Origin of the sequence: Streptomyces thermoalcalitolerans, assembly GCF_039525155.1 — a bacterium.
Classification (GTDB): Bacteria; Actinomycetota; Actinomycetes; order Streptomycetales; family Streptomycetaceae; genus Streptomyces; species Streptomyces thermovulgaris.
This window is the reverse complement of sequence record NZ_BAAAHG010000058.1, coordinates 19091-36625: the sequence shown is the minus strand read 5'-3', so window position 1 is coordinate 36625 and position 17535 is coordinate 19091. Positions and strand designations below refer to the sequence as shown.

Here is a 17535-nt window from a genome sequence, read left to right as displayed (position 1 = left end):
CGGTTACATTCCGAACCCGGAAGCTAAGCCTTACAGCGCCGATGGTACTGCAGGGGGGACCCTGTGGGAGAGTAGGACGCCGCCGGACAAGATTTGATGAGGGGAGCCCCGCACCATATGGTGCGGGGCTTTCCGCGTTTAAGCTCGTGCATATGCGCCACGATCTCGTCATCTTCGACAACGACGGCGTTCTTGTCGACAGCGAGCCCATTTCCAACCGGCTTCTGGCCGCTTATCTCACCGAGCTGGGCCACCCCACCTCGTACGAGGACTCCATCCGCGACTACATGGGGTCGGCGATGCACCGGGTCCACGAGCTCGTCCTGGAGCGGACGGGACAGCGGCTGCCGGACGACTTCGACGACGTCTTCCACGCGCGGGTCTTCGCCGCGTTCGAGCGGGAGTTGACGCCGGTGCTCGGTGTCGAGGCCGTACTGGAGAAGCTGGTCGCGGACGGGACGCCGTACTGTGTCGCCTCCTCGGGAAGCCATGAGCGGATCCGGGTGGGGCACCGGACGACCGGCCTCGACCGGTGGTTCGACGAGGAGCGGATCTTCAGCGCGCAGGACGTGGGGCGAGGCAAGCCGGCGCCGGACCTGTTCCTGTACGCGGCCGAGCGGATGGGAGTCGCCCCGGAACGATGCGTCGTCATCGAGGACTCCCCGCTGGGGGTGCAGGCGGCCGTCGCGGCCGGGATGGAGGTGTACGGGTTCACGGCGATGACACCGGCCGCGAAGCTCGCGCAGGCCACACGGCTCTTCTCCCGCATGGAGGAGCTGACGAGCCTGCTGGCATGACCGACCCCAGGCGGCTCCAGGCGTGATGCCAGGACCAGGAACGGCTCCTGGCGTGGCTTCCGGTCTGCCGTCCGGCACGACTCTGCCGTCCGGCACGATGCCGGCCGGGGAACACGACGCCGACCGGGAAAACGGAACCACATTCCTCTTTGACCGGATCTATCCACCGGTAGTCCAGGGCCCTACCCTCGCCGCCATGACGGATGCGCTGCGGCACGGGAGAGCCTCGCTGGCGTTCAGCTTCTTCGCGCAAGGCGTCGCCTTCGCTCTCCTCGTGACGCGCATCCCGGCCCTCCAGGACCGCTACGGGGTCTCCGACGCGCTGCTGCCGGTGTTCCTGGCCGCCGTGCCGATCCTCGCCGGCGCCGGCAGCGTGACCGCCGAGCAGCTGGTGAAGCGCGTGCGGCCCAGCGGGTTGCTGCGCTGGTCCCAGCCCGTCGTCCTGCTGTCCCTGCTCGGCGCCGGGGCGGGCGACCGGATGGTTGAGCTGGCTGTCGCGCTCGCCGCTTTCGGGCTGGCCGTGGGCGTGCTGGACGCCTCGATGAACATGCTCGGCGTGAGCCTGCAACGGGCGTACGGCCGCAGCATCATGCTCGGTTTCCACGCCGCCTACAGCCTCGGCGGGATCGTGGGCGCCTCGCTGGCCTGGGCCGGGGCGTACGGGCAACTGGCGCTGTGGGTGGCGTATCTGCCGGTGGTGGCGGTGCTGGTGCCGGCGGTCCTGGTGGGGAGCCGGTGGTACGTCGACGAGCGGGCTCCGGCCGTGTCCGAGGAGACCGGAGGGGACGGAAACGGGTACGGGACCCACGAGGGCGGGACCGTCGCCCTCAGGCTGCTGCTGCCGCTGTGCCTGGTGATGACGTTCGCGTACATCGGGGACTCGACCGTCTCCAACTGGAGCGCGAAGTACCTCCAGGACACGCTGGGCGGCTCCGAGCAGCTGGCGACCGTGCCGTACAACGTGTACATGGTCACCACGCTGCTGGGGCGGACCGTCGGGGACTTCGGGGTGCGGCGGTTCGGTGCCGTGGCCGTCGTGCGGCTGGGCGCGCTGGTGGCGGCGCTGGGGTTCGCGGTGGTCGCCGGGGCGCCCGGAGCCTGGGTGGGGATACTCGGGTTCACCTTCCTGGGAATGGGGCTGTGCGTGCTGGTGCCGCAGACCTTCGCGGCGGCCGGAAGACTCTTCCCGGGGGCCTCGGACGCGGCCGTCGCACGGCTCAACATCTTCAATTACGTGGGCTTCCTGATCGGCTCCCCGCTCGTGGGCGCACTGGGCGACGCCTGGAGCTATCGCGGGGCCATGCTGGTGCCCATGGGGTTGGTGCTGGTGACGGCACTGTATGCCGGGTCGTTCGCGCCTCGGCCCGACCGATACCGTGGCGGTCATGAGCGGCCGCGCACAGCTGATGTGGGATGAGGCAGTAACGAGGTACGACTTCGGTCCGGGCCATCCGATGGACCCGATCCGCCTCACCCTGACCAGGAAACTCGTCGATGCCCTCGGGCTCGACCGGGAGGCGCGCCTGGTGGCGGGCAAGCCGGCCGGGGAGTCGACGCTGAGGCTTGTCCACCGGGACGACTACATCGAGGCGGTGAAGGCCGCGTCGGCGAACCCGGAGGCGGCGGACGGGACGTACGGGCTGGGGACGCTCGACGATCCGGCCTTCGCCGGCATGCACGAGGTGTCCGCGCTGATCGCGGGACAGTCGGTGGGCGCGGCGGAGGCGGTGTGGCGCGGGGAGGCGCTGCACGCGGTGAACTTCGCCGGCGGGCTGCACCACGCGATGCCGGGCAGCGCGTCCGGCTTCTGTGTGTACAACGACGCCGCGCTGGCGATCGCGCGGCTGCTCGAGCTGGGCGCCGAGCGGGTCGCGTACATCGATGTGGACGTGCACCACGGGGACGGGGTGCAGGCGGCGTTCTGGGAGGACCCGCGCGTTTTGACGATCTCGCTGCACGAGCACCCCCGGACGCTGTTCCCGCAGACGGGCTGGCCGGAGGAGACGGGGGCGCCGTCCGCGGAGGGAACCGCCGTGAACCTGGCGCTGCCGGCCGGGACCGGGGACGCGGGGTGGCTGCGGGCGTTCCATGCCGTGGTGCCGGAGCTGCTGGCCGACTTCCGGCCGCAGGTGCTGGTGACGCAGCACGGGGCCGACACCCACTTCGAGGACCCGCTGGCGCATCTCGCGGTGTCGCTGGACGCGCAGCGGGCGGTGCAGATGGCGTGCCACGAGCTGGCGCACGAGTACGCCGAGGGCCGGTGGGTCGCGTTGGGCGGGGGCGGATACGCGGTGGTGGAGGTCGTGCCCCGCTCATGGGCCCACCTGGTGGGGATCGCGGTGGGGCGGCCGGTGGAGCCGGAGACGGTGGTTCCTGAGAGCTGGCGGAAGGAAGTGTTCGCGCGGACACGGCAGTTGGGGCCGATGCGGATGACCGACGGGCGGTGGCCGGTGACCTGGTCGGCGTGGGAGGAGGGGTACGACCCCGCGGACCGGCTGGACCAGGCGATCCTGGCCACGCGGCGAGCGGTGTTCCCGCTGCGGGGCATGCTGGCGTGACCGATGGCGCGGCCGTGCCGTGGGCCGGCCCGGGGCCAGGGGCGGCCGGCTGCCCGCGGACCGAGGAGACGAGAGCGGCCCAGCGGCCGGGGAACGAGCGGCCTGGTGGCGGCCGAGGGGCCGGGCGTTACGCCGACTGTGCGGTGTTCGTGGGTTCCCCGGGCGTCCTGGGCGGGAGTGCGCCACCATCGCTCCCGTGCCGAGTACCGCCGCGTTGCGTGCCCATCTTCTGCGGACCGGCCTTGCCGGGACCGTGCGGACCTCGCGTGAGGACAGTCTGCGGAGCTACCGGCTGTTCGCGGCCCGTGACCCCCGGGTGCTGATCGGAATCGACCCCGAGGGGGACTGGCGGCAGCAGGACCTGCTCGAGCTGATGGCGCACAGGTGCGGGGTTTCGGCCGATCCCGCGTACACCTTCGGCCATGATGTGATCGATCCGGAGCTGACCCTCGCCGCGCTGGACGCCTTCGCGGACCGGCTCGGCGCGGCCGCCCGGCGCGGCGAGCCCGTGCTCCTCGGCACCGGGCACCCGCACCGGCTGCTCGGTTTCTACGCCGCGCTGGCGAATGCCCTGTCGGCAGCGGGATGTGCCGTTCTCACTCCGGCGCAGGGTCGCTGTATCGACATAACGACCCGGTTCGGGCTACGTCCCCACCGCCTCGAGTACGTACGAGGAGTCGCCCTGGTCCGGCCGTGCGAAGGGGAGCGCCCCGGTTGTGAGCCCGGCGCGCACACCCACTCGCCGCTCCCGGTTCGGCTCGCGCTCGCCGCGGCCGCAGACGCCGGCGGACCGCTGCCGAAGCTGGTGATCGGAGATCACGGCTGGGTCTGCGGCGCAGGTCAGCTGGGGTTCGAGGCCATGGGGCCGGCCGACACGAACGACCCCGCGCCCTTCGTGGGGCAGGCCGAGGGGCGGGTGTCCGTCGTCGTTCCACTTGATGACTCTGTCCGGTCCGCCTACTACCGCCCACTGGCCCGCTACGTACTCAAACGAGCGTGTCTGTCACAGTAGGCCGCCGATGGGTGCACCTCTTCCCCACTCGCATCACCCGCCCCTAGTCTGGGGAGTGAGCACGCAGCGACGAAGCGTCACCGGAAGGGGAAGCCGGTGGCCGTCGAGTGCGGAAGGTTCAGGTGTGTCATGGCTGAAGCTGGCGAAAGGCCTCTGAACGAGGTTCAGTTCCTTACCGTGGCGGAAGTCGCCTCGGTCATGCGAGTGTCGAAGATGACCGTGTACCGGCTGGTGCACAGCGGTCATCTGCCCGCGATCCGGGTGGGGCGGTCCTTCCGCGTCCCGGAGCAAGCGGTCCACGAGTACCTCCGTGACAGCTATGTGGGGGTGGAAACCGCCTGACGGCGACCTCGATTGACGATCTCGGTACTCGGGCGGGTAGGCTATAGCCCCTCATCAAGGTCGTATGGGCCCATGGCGCCCAACACCGAGTAATGAGAGAGAAGTGAGCGAGGGTAGTCGTGGGCTCTGTTATCAAGAAGCGGCGGAAGCGGATGGCCAAGAAGAAGCACCGCAAGCTGCTCAAGCGCACGCGCGTCCAGCGTCGTAACAAGAAGTAGTCAGGACGCCGGTCGCTTCGAGGCGCGCAACTCGCCTCGAGGTGCGCAACGCCGCGCAAGCGTGTCTGTGGCCCCCCACCGGATCCGGTGGGGGGCCATGCGCGTCCCAGGAGGTCGGACGCCGGACGGCCCGGTAAGTTCGTACTCGCGTGCCCGTGGTCACCGCATGCATCAGGCGGTCATCCCGGCGCGACATCGAACCGGTAGGTTGATCGATCGAACCGGTGGATCGAACCGATAGGTTGATCGCGCCGAGGACGCGCCGGGGAAACCCCGCGCGGGTACGGGGCAGAAAGCCAGGCGGGAAGGAAGGCACTGGTCTTGGGACAGGTCGTGCTCGTGACCGGAGCGGCCCGTCGGCTCGCGGGCCGGTTCGTCCGGCGCATCCAGCGTGACCCGCAGGTCGACCGGGTGGTCGCCGTGGACGCGGTCCGGCCCGAGCACCATCTGGGCGGCGCCGACTTCATCCAGGTGGACATCCGGCAGCCCGCGATCGCACGGGTGCTCGCCGAGACGGCCGCCGACACGGTCGTCCACCTGGACGTGACCGGCATCGCGCTGGGCGGCGGCAGCCGGGCCGCGGTCAAGGAGACCAATGTCATCGGCACCATGCAGCTGCTCGGCGCCTGCCAGAAGTCCCCGTCGGTCAAGCGGCTGGTGGTGAAGTCCAGCACCAACGTCTACGGCTCCGCGCCCCGGGACCCGGCCGTGTTCACCGAGACCACCCCGCCCAAGTCGCTGCCCAGCGGCGGCTTCGCGAAGGACATGGTGGAGGTCGAGGGGTATGTGCGGGGCTTCGCCCGGCGGCGGCCGGACGTCGCCGTGTGCGTGCTGCGCTTCGCCAACATCCTCGGCCCCTCCGCGGACACGCCGCTGGCCTCGTACTTCTCGCTGCCGGTCCTGCCGACGGTGTTCGGCTACGACCCGCGGTTGCAGTTCGTGCACGAGGACGACGTGGTCGAGGTGCTGCGGATCGCCTCGCAGGAGCCGCGCCGCGGCACGCTCAACAGCGGCACGTTCAACATCGCCGGCGACGGTGTGCTGCTGCTCTCGCAGTGCTCACGCCGGCTCGGGCGGCCCACGGTGCCGCTGCTGCTGCCCGCCGTCACGTGGGCGGGCTCGCTGATGCGTACGCTGGGTGTGACGGACTTCTCACCCGAGCAGATCCGGCTGCTGACCCACGGCCGGGTCGTGGCCACGGACCAGATGCGCGACATACTCGGATTCGAACCCAGGTACACGACCGCGGAGACCTTCGCGGAGTTCGCCCGCAGCCGTGGTCCCGGGCTGCTGCCGCCGGAGACACTCGCGGGGGTCATCGACAGGGCCGCCGTGCTGGCCCAGCGGGGCAGCGGCCACGTGACGACCCATTCCCCGACGCAGAGCGCCGACTGAGGAGCGCAGCAACCATGGCGGACGCCAAGGTCATTCCGTTCGACGACGACCGGTCCCGCGGGGGCTCCGCACAGCGACCGTCACGACGCCGGGGCCCGGGCACCCGGCGCGGCGGCGGCGAGCCCGCGGCGGTCCGCGAGGTCAAGGCTCTGCCCGTCCGGGAGGCCGCGCAGGACGCCGCCCCCGAGGCGGGCGGGGAACAGCCGTCACAGCGGCCGGGCGGACCGGCCCGGGACGGCGGACTGGAGCAGCGCATCGCGAGCGGTCTGGCGTTTCTGCGCCGCCGGCTCACCGGGGACTACGAGGTCGACGACTTCGGCTACGACGCCGAGCTCACCGAGCAGGTCCTGATGTCCCTGCTGCGGCCGTTGTACGAGAAGTACTTCCGGGTCGATGTGAAGGGCATCGAGAACATCCCCGCCAAGGGCGGTGCGCTGATCGTCGCCAACCACTCCGGCACGCTGCCGCTGGACGCGCTGATGATGCAGGTCGCCGTGCACGACCACCATCCCGCGGACCGGCATCTGCGGCTGCTCGCGGCCGACCTGGTCTTCGTCCTGCCGGTGATCAACGAGCTCGCCCGCAAGCTCGGCCACACGCTGGCGTGCACGGAGGACGCCGAGCGGCTGCTCGGGCAGGGAGAGCTGGTCGGAGTGATGCCGGAGGGCTTCAAGGGCATCGGGAAACCTTTCAGCGAGCGCTACAAGCTGCAGCGCTTCGGCCGGGGCGGCTTTGTCTCCACCGCTCTGCGCAAGGGCGTGCCGATCATTCCGTGCTCGATCGTCGGGGCCGAGGAGATCTACCCGATGATCGGCAACGCCAAGACCCTCGCGCGGCTGCTGGGTTTCCCGTACTTCCCGCTGACGCCGACCTTTCCGTGGCTGGGGCCCCTGGGCATGATCCCGCTGCCGACGAAGTGGACCATCCAGTTCGGCGAGCCGATTCCGACGGACGGCTATCCGCCGGAGGCGGCCGAGGACCCGATGCTGATGTTCAACCTGACCGACCAGGTCCGTGAACAGATCCAGCACACGCTGTACAAGCTGCTGGTGCAGCGCCGGTCCGTGTTCTTCTGACCGTTGTGTTCTTCTGACCGTTCCTCCGAGCCGGCCGATCCGGCCGGCCCGGCCGTCCGTTCCTCCGGGCCGTGCCGTTCCACCGTTCCACGACGACGGGGTGCCCCTCGCCCGGAGGGGCACCCCGTCGTACGGGTCGGCCGTACGGCCGCCGCTACTCGGCGTCCTCCGCCTCGATGCCGAAGCCGGGCAGCAGGCCCGGGAGCAGGGGCGGGACGGTCACCTCGGGGGCGCTGGGGACCGGCCTGCTCACGGACGGCGAGGGGGTGCCGTCGAGTCCGGGCGGGTCGAGCAGATCGCCGGTGCTGCCGCCGATCAGACCCCTGTCCTCGGCGCCGGCCGACGGACCGGAGCCGGCGTCGCCGGGGTGCCGGCTGCTGGGGGAGGTGTCGCTGCCGGTACTGGGCCGGACGGCGGACGGGCCAGTACCGGAGGCTGCGGGGGACGGCGCCGGGCTGGTGGCGTGCCGTTCGCCGTCGTCGCTGTCCGGTGTGGCGGGCCGGGGCAGCAGCGACCGCAGCGGGGCGACCTCTTCGTCTATGGCGTCGAACACCGACGACACCTGCCGACTGACGTCCTCGAGCTGCGCGGGCAGCCGGTCGCGCACCTCGCCCCAGGTCGCACGGTGGGTCCGGGAGAAGGTGGAGAGGGCCTGGATGGGGCCCAGGGAGTCGGGGTTGCGCTCGTACGCCTCGTGCAGCAGGCGGTGGCCCTCGGCGGCCTCGTGCCGCATTCCGGACAGGGTGCGGCGGATCTCACCGAGCGACTCGCGGTCGAGGGGGCGGCCGCGGCCGCGGTCCAGCAGTCTGCGGGCCTCGCTCAGCCGGGTGGAGGCCAGGGCGAGATGGGCCCGGCCCTGCTCGTCGGCGCCGTCGGTCAGGTAGGTGAGTTTGAAGTCCTCGATGCCGCGCTTGAGGCCGTACAGGGAGTCACCCGGGAGGGCGTCGGAGCTGGCGGCGGCCACTCCTCCGAAGGCTCCCGCGGCCACACCGAGGCTGAGCCCGCCGGCGGCCAGTGTCTTGCCGAGCCGTGTACGCGGCCAGAGTCTCCCCGGGCCGCTCGCCCGCTGGTCGTCCTTGGCCCGATGGGACCGCTGTCCGGGCACCGATGCATCGATCGCTTCGCCCGCGGCGCTCTCCTGCAGCATGGCCTCCATCGCGGCCACCAGGCGGGCCCGCTGGACGGCCTTGACCTCAGGATCCAGCTCCGGCCGGGGCAGCGCGTCCAGAGCAGTGGCGAGGGCCAGCAGACGGCCCTGCTCGGTCTGCTCCGCGGCAGCCGGGGCCGGTGCTGGTCCTTCGGACTGCTCGGCCGCCGTGCCCTGGTCGGACAGCTCCTCCAGGGCCCGGGCGAAGGCGTTCGCCCGCCGGTGCGCCGATAGGTTCGCGATCACTGGCGGCACCTCCTCTCGTCATGACGGTCGACTCCCCGGGCGTTCTGAGGGTTGCACGTCCACGACCGCGCCCATACGAACGAATGATCAGGATTGGCCAAGGCGTGACCACAGGGAGCCTCTATCCCGCACAACGAGCGACTCGGCACCTGGGTTACGGACGGCACGGGATCCGTTGAAGAAGTCAACGTGCCTTTGGAAAAGGTGAGTTGAGGGCCGTCGCCGGGTGGGGGTGGATCAGCGGGCGTCGTCCGGGAGCAGCCGGGCCAGGGTGCGGACGGCCCGGTACTGGAGGGTCTTGATGGCGCCCTCGTTCTTGCCCATCACCCGGGCGGTCTCGGCGACGGACAGGCCCTGGAGGAAGCGGAGCGTGACGCACTCCTGCTGCTGGGGGTTGAGCCGCCGTACGGCGTCCAGGAGCGCGGCGTTGGACAGGGACTCCAGGACGGAGTCCTCCGGGGAGCGTTCGACCTCGTTGGCGTCGAGCATCTCACCGGTGGTGACCTCGAGACGGAAGCGGCTGGACTTGAAGTGGTCGGCGACCAGGTTGCGGGCGATGGTGACGAGCCAGGCGCCGAAGTCGCGTCCCTGCCAGGTGAAGGTGCCGATACGGCGCAGGGCGCGCAGAAAGGTCTCACTGGTGAGGTCCTCGGCGGTCGCCCTGCCGCCGACGCGGTAGTAGATGTACCGGTACACGGTGTCGCTGTACTGGTCGTAGAGGCGGCCGAAGGCCTCGGGCTCACCGGCCTGGGCGCGCTCCACGAGCTCCATCATGCGGGCGCTGTCGCTGTCCGCGGCCGGACGCCGGACGGCGGTCCCCGCGGCGCGTCCCCGTCTGCCGACCGGCCGTGTCTCCCCCGCCCGCCGCCCCTCGACGGCGGTGCGGTGGACCGGCCCCTGTTCCATGCTGCCGGTCAGCGCGTAGCACGGGCCCACGGGTGCGGCCGTGGCGAAGGCGGGGCCGGCGTACGCGGTGGGGACGAGGTCGCGCAGCAGGTCCAGGACCATTGCGCGGAGCGTGGCCAGGCCCGAGGCGTCAACCCCGACGTGTGGGTACACGGGACTCCCAGAGGCAGAGCTTCCATCACGTGCAGTGCGGGACCTTCTCACCCGTCGTGGCGACGGAGGGGTACCGGTTTGCGTCTGAGGAGAATAACGCTTCGTGCAGGCTCCATTACACCGGGTTGCTCAAATCATCGATTACGTCGCTTCTGTAACCGAATGACGCCTGATGGAGCGACGAAGAGCGACCGTTTTCTGATCGATCCGTTCCGTATTTGGGGTGACTCCGGGACGGATCCTGGCAGTTCACCGCCAAGGAACACCTGGCCACGAGCGCGTGGCCGACCTGGTGGCACGAGTGCGGGGGGAGAGCTGGTGGACGGGCGGTTCCAGGTGGTGGAACGGCCCGGAAGCGGCGGAGCGGGCACGGTCCGGCGGGCGCGCGACACCGTGCCGCACCGGGACGTCGCACTCAAGGACGACGACCCCGCGTCCGGCCTGTGGTCGCTCGGCCTGCTGCTGCACATGAGCGCCGAGGGCGTCAGCCCGCTGCGGCGTGCCACGGCACTGGCCGCCCTCGCCGCGGTGCTCGACGATCCGGTGCCGCCGCCCGTGCGGTCCGGCCCGCTCACCCCCCGTGCTCCAGGCGCTGCTGGTGCGGGGCCCGGCCGCGCCGCTCCTGAGGAGCACTCCGGCGCCGGGAGGACGGAAGCGCCGGGAGGACGGAAGGACGTTTCCCCGCCGCGGGGTGGAGAACCGCCGCGGGGCTGGACCGCTACGGGACCGAAGGAGCGGGGAAGCCGTGGGCCGTGGGGTCAGCGGCGGCGGCGGTGGAGGGCGATGGCCGCCGCCGTGCCGCCGGCGACCGCGCCGACACCCGCTGCCGCGGGGATGCCGACCTTGGCCGCCTTGCGGCCGGTGCGGTAGTCGCGCAGACGCCAGTCCATCTGGCGGGCGTGGCGGCGGAGCTTGGCGTCGGGGTTGACGGCGTAGGGGTGGCCGACCAGGGACAGCATGGGGATGTCGTTGTGGGAGTCGCTGTAGGCGGCGCAGCGGGAGAGGTCCAGGCCCTCCGCGGCGGCCAGGGCGCGGACCGCCTCCGCCTTCGCGGGTCCGTGCAGCGGCTCGCCGACCAGGCGGCCGGTGTAGACGCCGTCGATGGACTCCGCGACCGTGCCCAGCGCACCGGTCAGACCCAGACGGCGGGCGATGACCTGCGCGATCTCCACCGGCGCGGCCGTGACCAGCCACACCTTCTGGCCGGCGTCCAGGTGGGCCTGGGCGAGCGCGCGGGTGCCGGGCCAGATCCGCTCGGCCATGTACTCGTCGTAGATCTCCTCGCCGATCGCCTTCAGTTCGGAGACCCGGTGGCCCTGCACGATCGACAGCGCCGAGTCGCGCGCGTCCTGCATGTGGTCGGGGTCCTCCACCCCGGCCAGCCGGAACCACGCCTGCTGCCAGGCGAACTTGATGAGGTCGCGGGTGTCGAAGAACTTCCGCTTGTACAGGCCCCGGCCGAAGTGGAACAGCGCGGCGCCCTGCATGACGGTGTTGTCCAGGTCGAAGAACGCGGCGGCCCGGTCGTCCCCGCGCACCGGGAACTCCGCCTCCTCCTTGTCGGGGGACGGCGGAGCCTCTGCCTCCTGGGAGGACGTGCGGGCTGCCTCCGCCGAGGCCTCGCCGGCCAGCACGCTGCGTGCCGTGGCGGAGCGTCTACGGGGAGTGAGCCATCCTAGAGCGGCCATGGCGCTGAGCATAGCCAGTTCGTCCGGCGGTTCCGGAGCCGTGACGCCGCACGGGCGTGAACTCCGGGTAACGAAGCAGTCGAAGAACTCGTACGGACGGCGTGTCGTCACCCGGACGGGGCAGGCCGGTGCCGCGGGCGGCATCCGGTGCCGGCGGGGTTCCGTGGAGGCGCGACGGGGTGAGAATGGCCGACATGAGCCCCATCTTTCGCCGCAAGTCCTCCGAGCCCCGGGACCGGCTCGTCACCCTGGTCCGCAAGCCGGGCTGTCATCTGTGCGACGACGCACAGGCCGTCGTGGAGAAGGTGTGCGCCGACCTCGGCGTCCCCTGGGAGCAGAAGGACATCACCGAGGACCGGGAGCTGTACGACCGGTACTGGGAGCAGATTCCCGTCGTACTCGTCGACGGGGAGCAGCACACCTTCTGGCGAGTGAACGAGGAGCGGCTGCGCAAGGCGCTCACCAGTTAGTCGAACCGCCGAACCACTGGATGCCCAGAGCAACGAGAAGTTGTTTAGGATCGACGGCGTCTTGGTCTCGGGGGCGGCGATCACGAAGGAGAGTGTCGGTTTTGCCCCCAGCAATGAAGGAGCAGCGGCGCCCAGGCGCTGGTTCTCCACGCCTGCGCCAGGGGTGCGTGACCCCGGTCACGTTGGCCGGACAAATCGGACACCATCTTTGTGCACACGTTCACAAAGACATAGCCTGCTGTCGACGGGGCGGTCTGCGGACGTATGACCGCCCACAGCCTCGCTCTACCCGCAGGAGCACCGTGGCAACTGGCCGAACTCACCGACCGGCGAACCGTAGCCGAGGGATTCCCGAGGCCACCGTCGCCCGGCTTCCGCTGTATCTCCGAGCCCTGACCGCACTGTCCGAGCGCTCGGTCCCCACGGTTTCCTCCGAGGAGCTCGCGGCAGCCGCGGGGGTCAACTCCGCCAAGCTGCGCAAGGACTTCTCGTACCTCGGTTCCTACGGGACCCGTGGAGTGGGGTACGACGTCGAGTATCTCGTGTACCAGATCTCCCGTGAACTCGGCCTGACCCAGGACTGGCCGGTTGTGATCGTCGGGATCGGAAACCTGGGCGCCGCCCTCGCCAACTACGGCGGGTTCGCCTCCCGCGGTTTCCGGGTCGCCGCGCTCATAGACGCCGACCCGGCCATGACCGGCAAGCCCGTCGCCGGCATTCCGGTCCAGCACTCCGACGAGCTGGAGCGGGTCGTCCGGGAGAACGGCGTCTCGATCGGCGTGATCTCGACCCCCGCGGGCGCCGCCCAGCAGGTCTGCGACCGGCTCGTGGCCGCCGGCGTCACCTCCATCCTGAACTTCGCGCCGACCGTGCTGAACGTCCCCGAGGGCGTCGACGTGCGCAAGGTCGACCTCTCCATCGAGCTGCAGATCCTCGCCTTCCACGAGCAGCGCAAGGCCGGCGGGGAGGCCGTCGGCGGGGGCGTCCTTCCCCAGACCACCGTGGGCCGCGACGAGTCCACCGACCAGGGACCCGACGGGGACATGCCCGCGGTGATGCCGGCATGAGTCTCCTCGTCGTCGGACTGAGCCACCGCAGCGCTCCGGTCAGCGTCCTGGAGCGCGCCTCGCTGAGCGTGGACGACCAGGTCAAGCTGGCGCAGGACACCGTGGCCGCCGAGCCGGCCACCGAGGCCGCCGTGCTGGCCACCTGCAACCGCATCGAGCTGTACGCCGACGTGGACAAGTTCCACGCCGGCGTCGCCGAGCTGTCCACGCTGCTCGCCCAGCACAGCGGGGTCGGCCTGGAGGAGCTCACCCCCTATCTCTATGTGCACTACGAGGACCGGGCCGTCCACCACCTGTTCTCGGTGGCCTGCGGCCTGGACTCGATGGTCGTCGGCGAGGGACAGATCCTCGGCCAGATCAAGGACGCCCTGGCCCGCGCCCAGGAGCTGCACACCGCCGGACGGCTGCTGAACGACCTGTTCCAGCAGGCCCTGCGGGTGGGCAAGCGCGCCCACTCCGAGACCGGCATCGACCGCGCCGGGCAGTCCCTGGTCACCTTCGGCCTGGAGCAGCTGTCCCGGAGCAAGGACGTACCGGCCTGGGCACGCGGCAGGAAGGCCCTGGTCATCGGCGCCGGTTCGATGTCGTCACTGGCCGCCGCCACGCTCGCGCGGGCCGGCGTCGCCGAGGTGGTGATCGCCAACCGCACGCGGGAGCGCGCCGAGCGTCTCGCCCGGATCCTCACCGAGGGCGGTGACACGGACCTGCGGGCCCGCGCGATACCGATGGACGCCGTACCGGCCGAACTGACACGTGCAGATGTCGTCGTCTCCTGCACCGGCGCGACCGGACTCGTCCTGAGCGCCGAGACGATCGCCGCCGCGGTCGAGGGCCGTACCGGCGCACCCGCGGCCGTCGTCGAGGACGACACGCAGCGGCCCGACAGCGGCCGTACGGCGGTGAAGCAGGACGTCCGCGAGACCCCGCTGGGCCCGGCCGCGGCCGAGCCGGGCTTCTCCCTGATGGGCGAGTCCGCCGTCGCCGGCATGGACGCGGCCACCCTGGAGCAGCACGGCGCCTGGGTGGACAACGGCACCGCCGACCGCCGTGAGGCCGCCCGGGCCGGGGCCGACCCCCAGGCCGACGCCGAGCTGATCGCCGCGCTCGCCGCGACCGCGGCCACCGTCGGCCGTGTCCCCGAGCACCGCAGGCCCGAGCCGGTCGCCGCCGTGCGGCCCGAGCCGGTCCTCTTCGTCCTCGACCTCGCCATGCCGCGCGATGTCGACGCGGCCGTGCACCGCCTGGCCGGGGTGCGTCTGGTGGACATCGAGTCGCTGGCGGAGGCCTCCGCCGACGCCCCGATGGCCGCCGACGTCGACCAGGTCCGCCGTATCGTCTCCGACGAGGTCGCGGCCTTCGGGGCGGCCCAGCGGGCGGCGCACATCACGCCCACCGTGGTCGCCCTGCGCGCCATGGCCGCCGACGTCGTCAGCAGCGAGATCGCCCGCCTGGAGGGGCGGCTGCCCGGCCTCGACGACAAGCAGCGGGCGGAGATCACCCAGACCGTGCGGAGAGTTGTCGACAAACTGCTGCACGCACCGACCGTCAGGGTCAAGCAGCTCGCGGCCGAGCCCGGCGGCGCCGGGTACGCCGACGCACTGCGCACCCTGTTCGATCTCGATCCGGAGACGGTGGCCTCCGTCTCCCGGGCCGACAACGACTCCGAGAAGCACCGCAAGAACCGAGGGCCAGCATGACTGAGAAGGCACTGAGGCTCGGGACCAGGCGCAGCAAGCTCGCCATGGCCCAGTCCAGGATGGTCGCGGACGCCGTGAGCCAGGTGACCGGACGGCCCGTCGAGCTCGTCCCGGTCACCACCTACGGCGACATCTCCCGTGAGCACCTGGCGCAGATCGGCGGCACGGGCGTGTTCGTGGCCGCGCTGCGCGAGGCGCTGCAGCGCGGTGAGGTGGACTTCGCGGTGCACTCGCTCAAGGACCTGCCCACCACGCAGCCCGAGGACCTGGTCCTGGCCGCCATCCCGGAGCGCGAGGACCCGAGAGACGTGCTCGTCGCCCGGGACGCGCTGAAGTTCACCGACCTGCCCGCCGGGGCTCGCATCGGCACGGGTTCGCCGCGCCGCATGGCCCAGCTGAACGGGTACGCCCGCGCCCACGGCCTCACCATCGAGACGGTCCCGATCCGGGGCAACGTCGACACCCGCATCGGCTTCGTCGAGAAGGGCGAGCTCGACGCGGTCGTCCTGGCCGCCGCCGGACTGAACCGGGTCGGCCGCAGCGACGAGGTGACCGACTTCCTGCCGGTCGACGTCATGCTGCCCGCCCCCGGCCAGGGGGCCCTGGCGGTCGAGTGCGCCACGGACAACCCGGACCTCGCCGCCGCGCTCGCCGAGCTCGACGACCCGCACACGCGGGCCGCCGTGACGGCCGAGCGCTCACTGCTCGCCGCCCTGGAGGCCGGTTGCAGCGCCCCCGTCGGCGCATTGGCCGACTTTCCCCCACTCTCGGATCCGCTCGAGTGGGGGGACCCCCAGGGCGACGGGCAGACTGTCAAGGAAATGCGCCTGCGGGGTGTCGTCGGCAGGCCCGACGGCTCCGCGCTGGTGCAGCTGTCCACCACCGGTCCCGTGCCCCGGACACACGACGAGGCCATGGCTCTCGGCCGCGAGCTCGCCGCCGAGATGCTCGCCCAGGGCGCGGCCGGTCTGATGGGGGAGCGAGCACTGTGAGCCCCACCGCCCTTTCCGCCGTCAGTCCTGAACACGGGCACGTCACCTTCCTGGGTGCCGGCCCCGGGGATCCGGGACTCCTGACACTGCGCGCCGTCGAGGCGCTGGCGAACGCGGACGTCCTGGCCGCCGAGCACGAGGTGCTCGAGGTCGTGCGCCCGCACGCCAAGCCGGGCGTCACCGTCGTGCCCACGGACCCGGACCCTTCGTCGAACCCGGTTCTGGGCACGGGCACACCCCAGCTCACGGTCGTCGACGGCACATCGACGACCGCCGGGACCCCTGCGACGCGGGATGCCGCACATCTTGTCATGGAGGCCGCGCGGGGCGGCAAGCGGGTCGTGCGTGCGGTGCTCGGGGACCCGGGACTTGATACGTACACCACGGAGGAAATGCTCGCCTGCTCCGCCGCGGGCATTCCCTTCGAGGTCGTTCCCGGTGTCGCGACCTCCGTCGGCGTGCCCGCGTACGCCGGGGTGCCGCTGCGGGGCGCCAAGGGCATGGACGTCCGCTTCGTGGACGCCCGCACCGCCTCGGAGCGCTGCTGGATGGAGGTGGGCGCCTCCGAGGGCACGGTCGTCGTGTCCGCGACGCTGGACACGATCGCCGCGACGGCCGGCGAGCTGGTCGCGGCCGGCCGCAAGCCGGACACCCCGCTGACGGTGACGATCTCTGGTACGACGACCCGGCAGCGCACCTGGACGGCGACCCTCGGCACGATCGCGCAGACCCTGAAGCAGGCCAAGGTCCTGCCCTCCCCGGAGGGCCACCGGCCGGTGATAGCCGTGGTCGGCGAGCGCGCCGACGCGGCCCAGCGCGACCAGCTGTCGTGGTTCGAGTCCAAGCCGCTGTTCGGCTGGAAGGTCCTCGTGCCGCGCACCAAGGAGCAGGCGCCCGCGCTCTCCGAGCAGCTGCGCTCCTACGGTGCCGTGCCGCACGAGGTCCCGACGATCGCCGTCGAGCCGCCGCGGACGCCCCAGCAGATGGAGCGCGCGGTCAAGGGCCTGGTCACGGGCCGCTACGAGTGGATCGCGTTCACCTCGGTCAACGCGGTCAAGGCGGTCCGCGAGAAGTTCGAGGAGTACGGCCTCGACGCGCGTGCCTTCGCGGGCATCAAGGTCGCGGCGGTCGGCGAGCAGACGGCCAAGGCCCTGATCGACTTCGGGGTGCGGCCGGACCTGGTCCCCAGCGGTGAGCAGTCGGCGCGCGGACTGGTGGAGGACTGGCCTCCGTACGACCCGGTCTTCGACCCGATCGACCGTGTCTTCCTGCCGCGTGCGGACATCGCCACGGAGACGCTGGTCGCGGGTCTGGTCGAGCTCGGGTGGGAGGTCGACGACGTCACCGCCTACCGCACGGTGCGGGCGTCTCCTCCGCCGGCCGAGACCCGGGAGGCCATCAAGGGCGGCGGCTTCGACGCGGTGCTGTTCACCTCGTCGTCGACGGTGCGGAACCTGGTCGGCATCGCGGGCAAGCCGCACAACGTGACGGTGATCGCCTGTATCGGCCCGGCGACGGCCAAGACTGCCGAGGAGCACGGTCTGCGCGTGGACGTGATGGCCCCCGAGCCCTCGGTTCACAAGCTGGCCGAGGCCCTGGCCGACTTCGGCGCCAAGCGCCGCCTGGCGGCCCTGGCGGCGGGCGACCCGGTCACCCGCCCGAGCGAACGCCGCCCGGGCGCCCGGAGGCGCCGCAGCACGTCGACGTGACGTCCGTGAGGCAGTGAGCCGGGGGCGGAACGCGCCGCGAGGCGCGTTCCGCCCCCACGCGT

At 71.5% G+C, this 17535-nt stretch carries 16 protein-coding genes, 1 rRNA gene and 1 pseudogene; 15 read left to right on the top strand and 3 right to left on the bottom strand.

Annotated elements, in window-relative coordinates; translation table 11 throughout:
• The 9 genes from rrf to ABD224_RS24890 form a co-directional block, all read left to right on the top strand.
• A 5S ribosomal RNA gene (gene rrf / locus ABD224_RS24930) occupies nt 1-88 on the top strand; the annotation flags it as partial.
• 64 nt (nt 89-152) lie between these two features.
• The gene (locus ABD224_RS24925; protein ID WP_344053674.1) at nt 153-797 is read left to right on the top strand and encodes an HAD family hydrolase; all 645 of its coding nucleotides are present in this window, start codon (nt 153-155) and stop codon (nt 795-797) included.
• Nucleotides 798-993: 196 nt separating this feature from the next.
• Nucleotides 994-2214 carry an MFS transporter gene (locus ABD224_RS24920; RefSeq protein WP_344053672.1) on the top strand — a complete coding sequence of 407 codons (1221 nt, stop codon included), beginning with the start codon at nt 994-996 and terminating at the stop codon, nt 2212-2214.
• Nucleotides 2183-3355 carry an acetoin utilization protein AcuC gene (locus ABD224_RS24915; protein ID WP_344053670.1) on the top strand — a complete coding sequence of 391 codons (1173 nt, stop codon included), beginning with the start codon at nt 2183-2185 and terminating at the stop codon, nt 3353-3355. The genes ABD224_RS24920 and ABD224_RS24915 overlap by 32 nt, the downstream gene beginning before the upstream one ends.
• A 196-nt stretch (nt 3356-3551) precedes the next feature.
• Nucleotides 3552-4367: a phosphatase gene (locus ABD224_RS24910; protein ID WP_344053668.1), complete on the top strand. Its 816-nt coding sequence runs from the start codon at nt 3552-3554 to the stop codon at nt 4365-4367.
• 129 nt (nt 4368-4496) lie between these two features.
• Nucleotides 4497-4709, top strand: a complete 213-nt coding sequence (locus ABD224_RS24905; protein WP_158100431.1) for a helix-turn-helix domain-containing protein — start codon at nt 4497-4499, stop codon at nt 4707-4709.
• Nucleotides 4710-4828: 119 nt separating this feature from the next.
• The gene (locus tag ABD224_RS24900) at nt 4829-4927 is read left to right on the top strand and encodes a 30S ribosomal protein bS22 (protein ID WP_003948845.1); all 99 of its coding nucleotides are present in this window, start codon (nt 4829-4831) and stop codon (nt 4925-4927) included.
• Between the two features lie 321 nt (nt 4928-5248).
• Nucleotides 5249-6322 (top strand): NAD-dependent epimerase/dehydratase family protein, encoded by a 1074-nt coding sequence (locus ABD224_RS24895; protein ID WP_344053664.1) that lies wholly within the window; start codon nt 5249-5251, stop codon nt 6320-6322.
• A gap of 14 nt (nt 6323-6336) precedes the next feature.
• Nucleotides 6337-7398 carry a lysophospholipid acyltransferase family protein gene (locus tag ABD224_RS24890; RefSeq protein ID WP_344053663.1) on the top strand — a complete coding sequence of 354 codons (1062 nt, stop codon included), beginning with the start codon at nt 6337-6339 and terminating at the stop codon, nt 7396-7398.
• Between the two features lie 154 nt (nt 7399-7552).
• Here the strand turns inward: ABD224_RS24890 and ABD224_RS24885 are convergent, their stop codons facing one another.
• Together ABD224_RS24885 and ABD224_RS24880 are read right to left on the bottom strand one after the other, a co-directional pair.
• Complete coding sequence (locus tag ABD224_RS24885; protein WP_344053662.1) at nt 7553-8791, bottom strand: DUF5667 domain-containing protein; 1239 nt, start codon at nt 8789-8791, stop codon at nt 7553-7555.
• A gap of 237 nt (nt 8792-9028) precedes the next feature.
• Complete coding sequence (locus ABD224_RS24880; RefSeq protein WP_344053661.1) at nt 9029-9850, bottom strand: ECF subfamily RNA polymerase sigma factor, BldN family; 822 nt, start codon at nt 9848-9850, stop codon at nt 9029-9031.
• Nucleotides 9851-10267: 417 nt separating this feature from the next.
• Between ABD224_RS24880 and ABD224_RS24875 the strand changes: the two are divergent.
• Nucleotides 10268-10466: pseudogene (locus ABD224_RS24875) on the top strand (serine/threonine protein kinase); the annotation flags it as partial.
• Between the two features lie 142 nt (nt 10467-10608).
• On the opposite strand, the gene ABD224_RS24870 reads toward ABD224_RS24875, so the two are convergent.
• On the bottom strand, nt 10609-11538 hold the full coding sequence (locus ABD224_RS24870; RefSeq protein ID WP_344053659.1) for an HAD family hydrolase: 930 nt from the start codon (nt 11536-11538) through the stop codon (nt 10609-10611).
• A gap of 185 nt (nt 11539-11723) precedes the next feature.
• Here ABD224_RS24870 and ABD224_RS24865 point away from each other — a divergent pair, with 185 nt between their 5' ends.
• The 5 genes from ABD224_RS24865 (at nt 11724) to ABD224_RS24845 (ending at nt 17473) form a co-directional block, all read left to right on the top strand.
• The gene (locus tag ABD224_RS24865) at nt 11724-12008 is read left to right on the top strand and encodes a glutaredoxin family protein (RefSeq protein ID WP_344053656.1); all 285 of its coding nucleotides are present in this window, start codon (nt 11724-11726) and stop codon (nt 12006-12008) included.
• A gap of 302 nt (nt 12009-12310) precedes the next feature.
• On the top strand, nt 12311-13075 hold the full coding sequence (locus ABD224_RS24860) for a redox-sensing transcriptional repressor Rex (RefSeq protein ID WP_067395096.1): 765 nt from the start codon (nt 12311-12313) through the stop codon (nt 13073-13075).
• Nucleotides 13072-14772 carry a glutamyl-tRNA reductase gene (locus ABD224_RS24855; protein WP_344053653.1) on the top strand — a complete coding sequence of 567 codons (1701 nt, stop codon included), beginning with the start codon at nt 13072-13074 and terminating at the stop codon, nt 14770-14772. The genes ABD224_RS24860 and ABD224_RS24855 overlap by 4 nt, the downstream gene beginning before the upstream one ends.
• Nucleotides 14769-15764: a hydroxymethylbilane synthase gene (gene hemC / locus ABD224_RS24850; protein ID WP_344053650.1), complete on the top strand. Its 996-nt coding sequence runs from the start codon at nt 14769-14771 to the stop codon at nt 15762-15764. The genes ABD224_RS24855 and hemC overlap by 4 nt, the downstream gene beginning before the upstream one ends.
• Entirely contained in the window at nt 15761-17473 is a 1713-nt protein-coding gene (locus tag ABD224_RS24845) for a bifunctional uroporphyrinogen-III C-methyltransferase/uroporphyrinogen-III synthase (protein ID WP_344053648.1), read from the top strand. The genes hemC and ABD224_RS24845 overlap by 4 nt, the downstream gene beginning before the upstream one ends.
• The last annotated feature ends 62 nt before the right edge of the window (nt 17474-17535 follow it).

What these genes read in the sequence shown, in the direction of transcription:
- ABD224_RS24925 (WP_344053674.1), top strand. Translation starts at nt 153, where the DNA reads ATGCGCCACGATCTCGTCATCTTCGACAACGACGGCGTTCTTGTCGAC.
- ABD224_RS24920 (WP_344053672.1), top strand. Translation starts at nt 994, where the DNA reads ATGACGGATGCGCTGCGGCACGGGAGAGCCTCGCTGGCGTTCAGCTTC.
- ABD224_RS24915 (WP_344053670.1), top strand. Translation starts at nt 2,183, where the DNA reads ATGAGCGGCCGCGCACAGCTGATGTGGGATGAGGCAGTAACGAGGTAC.
- ABD224_RS24905 (WP_158100431.1), top strand. Translation starts at nt 4,497, where the DNA reads ATGGCTGAAGCTGGCGAAAGGCCTCTGAACGAGGTTCAGTTCCTTACC.
- ABD224_RS24890 (WP_344053663.1), top strand. Translation starts at nt 6,337, where the DNA reads ATGGCGGACGCCAAGGTCATTCCGTTCGACGACGACCGGTCCCGCGGG.
- ABD224_RS24870 (WP_344053659.1), bottom strand. Translation starts at nt 11,538, where the DNA reads ATGGCCGCTCTAGGATGGCTCACTCCCCGTAGACGCTCCGCCACGGCA.
- ABD224_RS24865 (WP_344053656.1), top strand. Translation starts at nt 11,724, where the DNA reads ATGGCCGACATGAGCCCCATCTTTCGCCGCAAGTCCTCCGAGCCCCGG.
- ABD224_RS24855 (WP_344053653.1), top strand. Translation starts at nt 13,072, where the DNA reads ATGAGTCTCCTCGTCGTCGGACTGAGCCACCGCAGCGCTCCGGTCAGC.
- hemC (WP_344053650.1), top strand. Translation starts at nt 14,769, where the DNA reads ATGACTGAGAAGGCACTGAGGCTCGGGACCAGGCGCAGCAAGCTCGCC.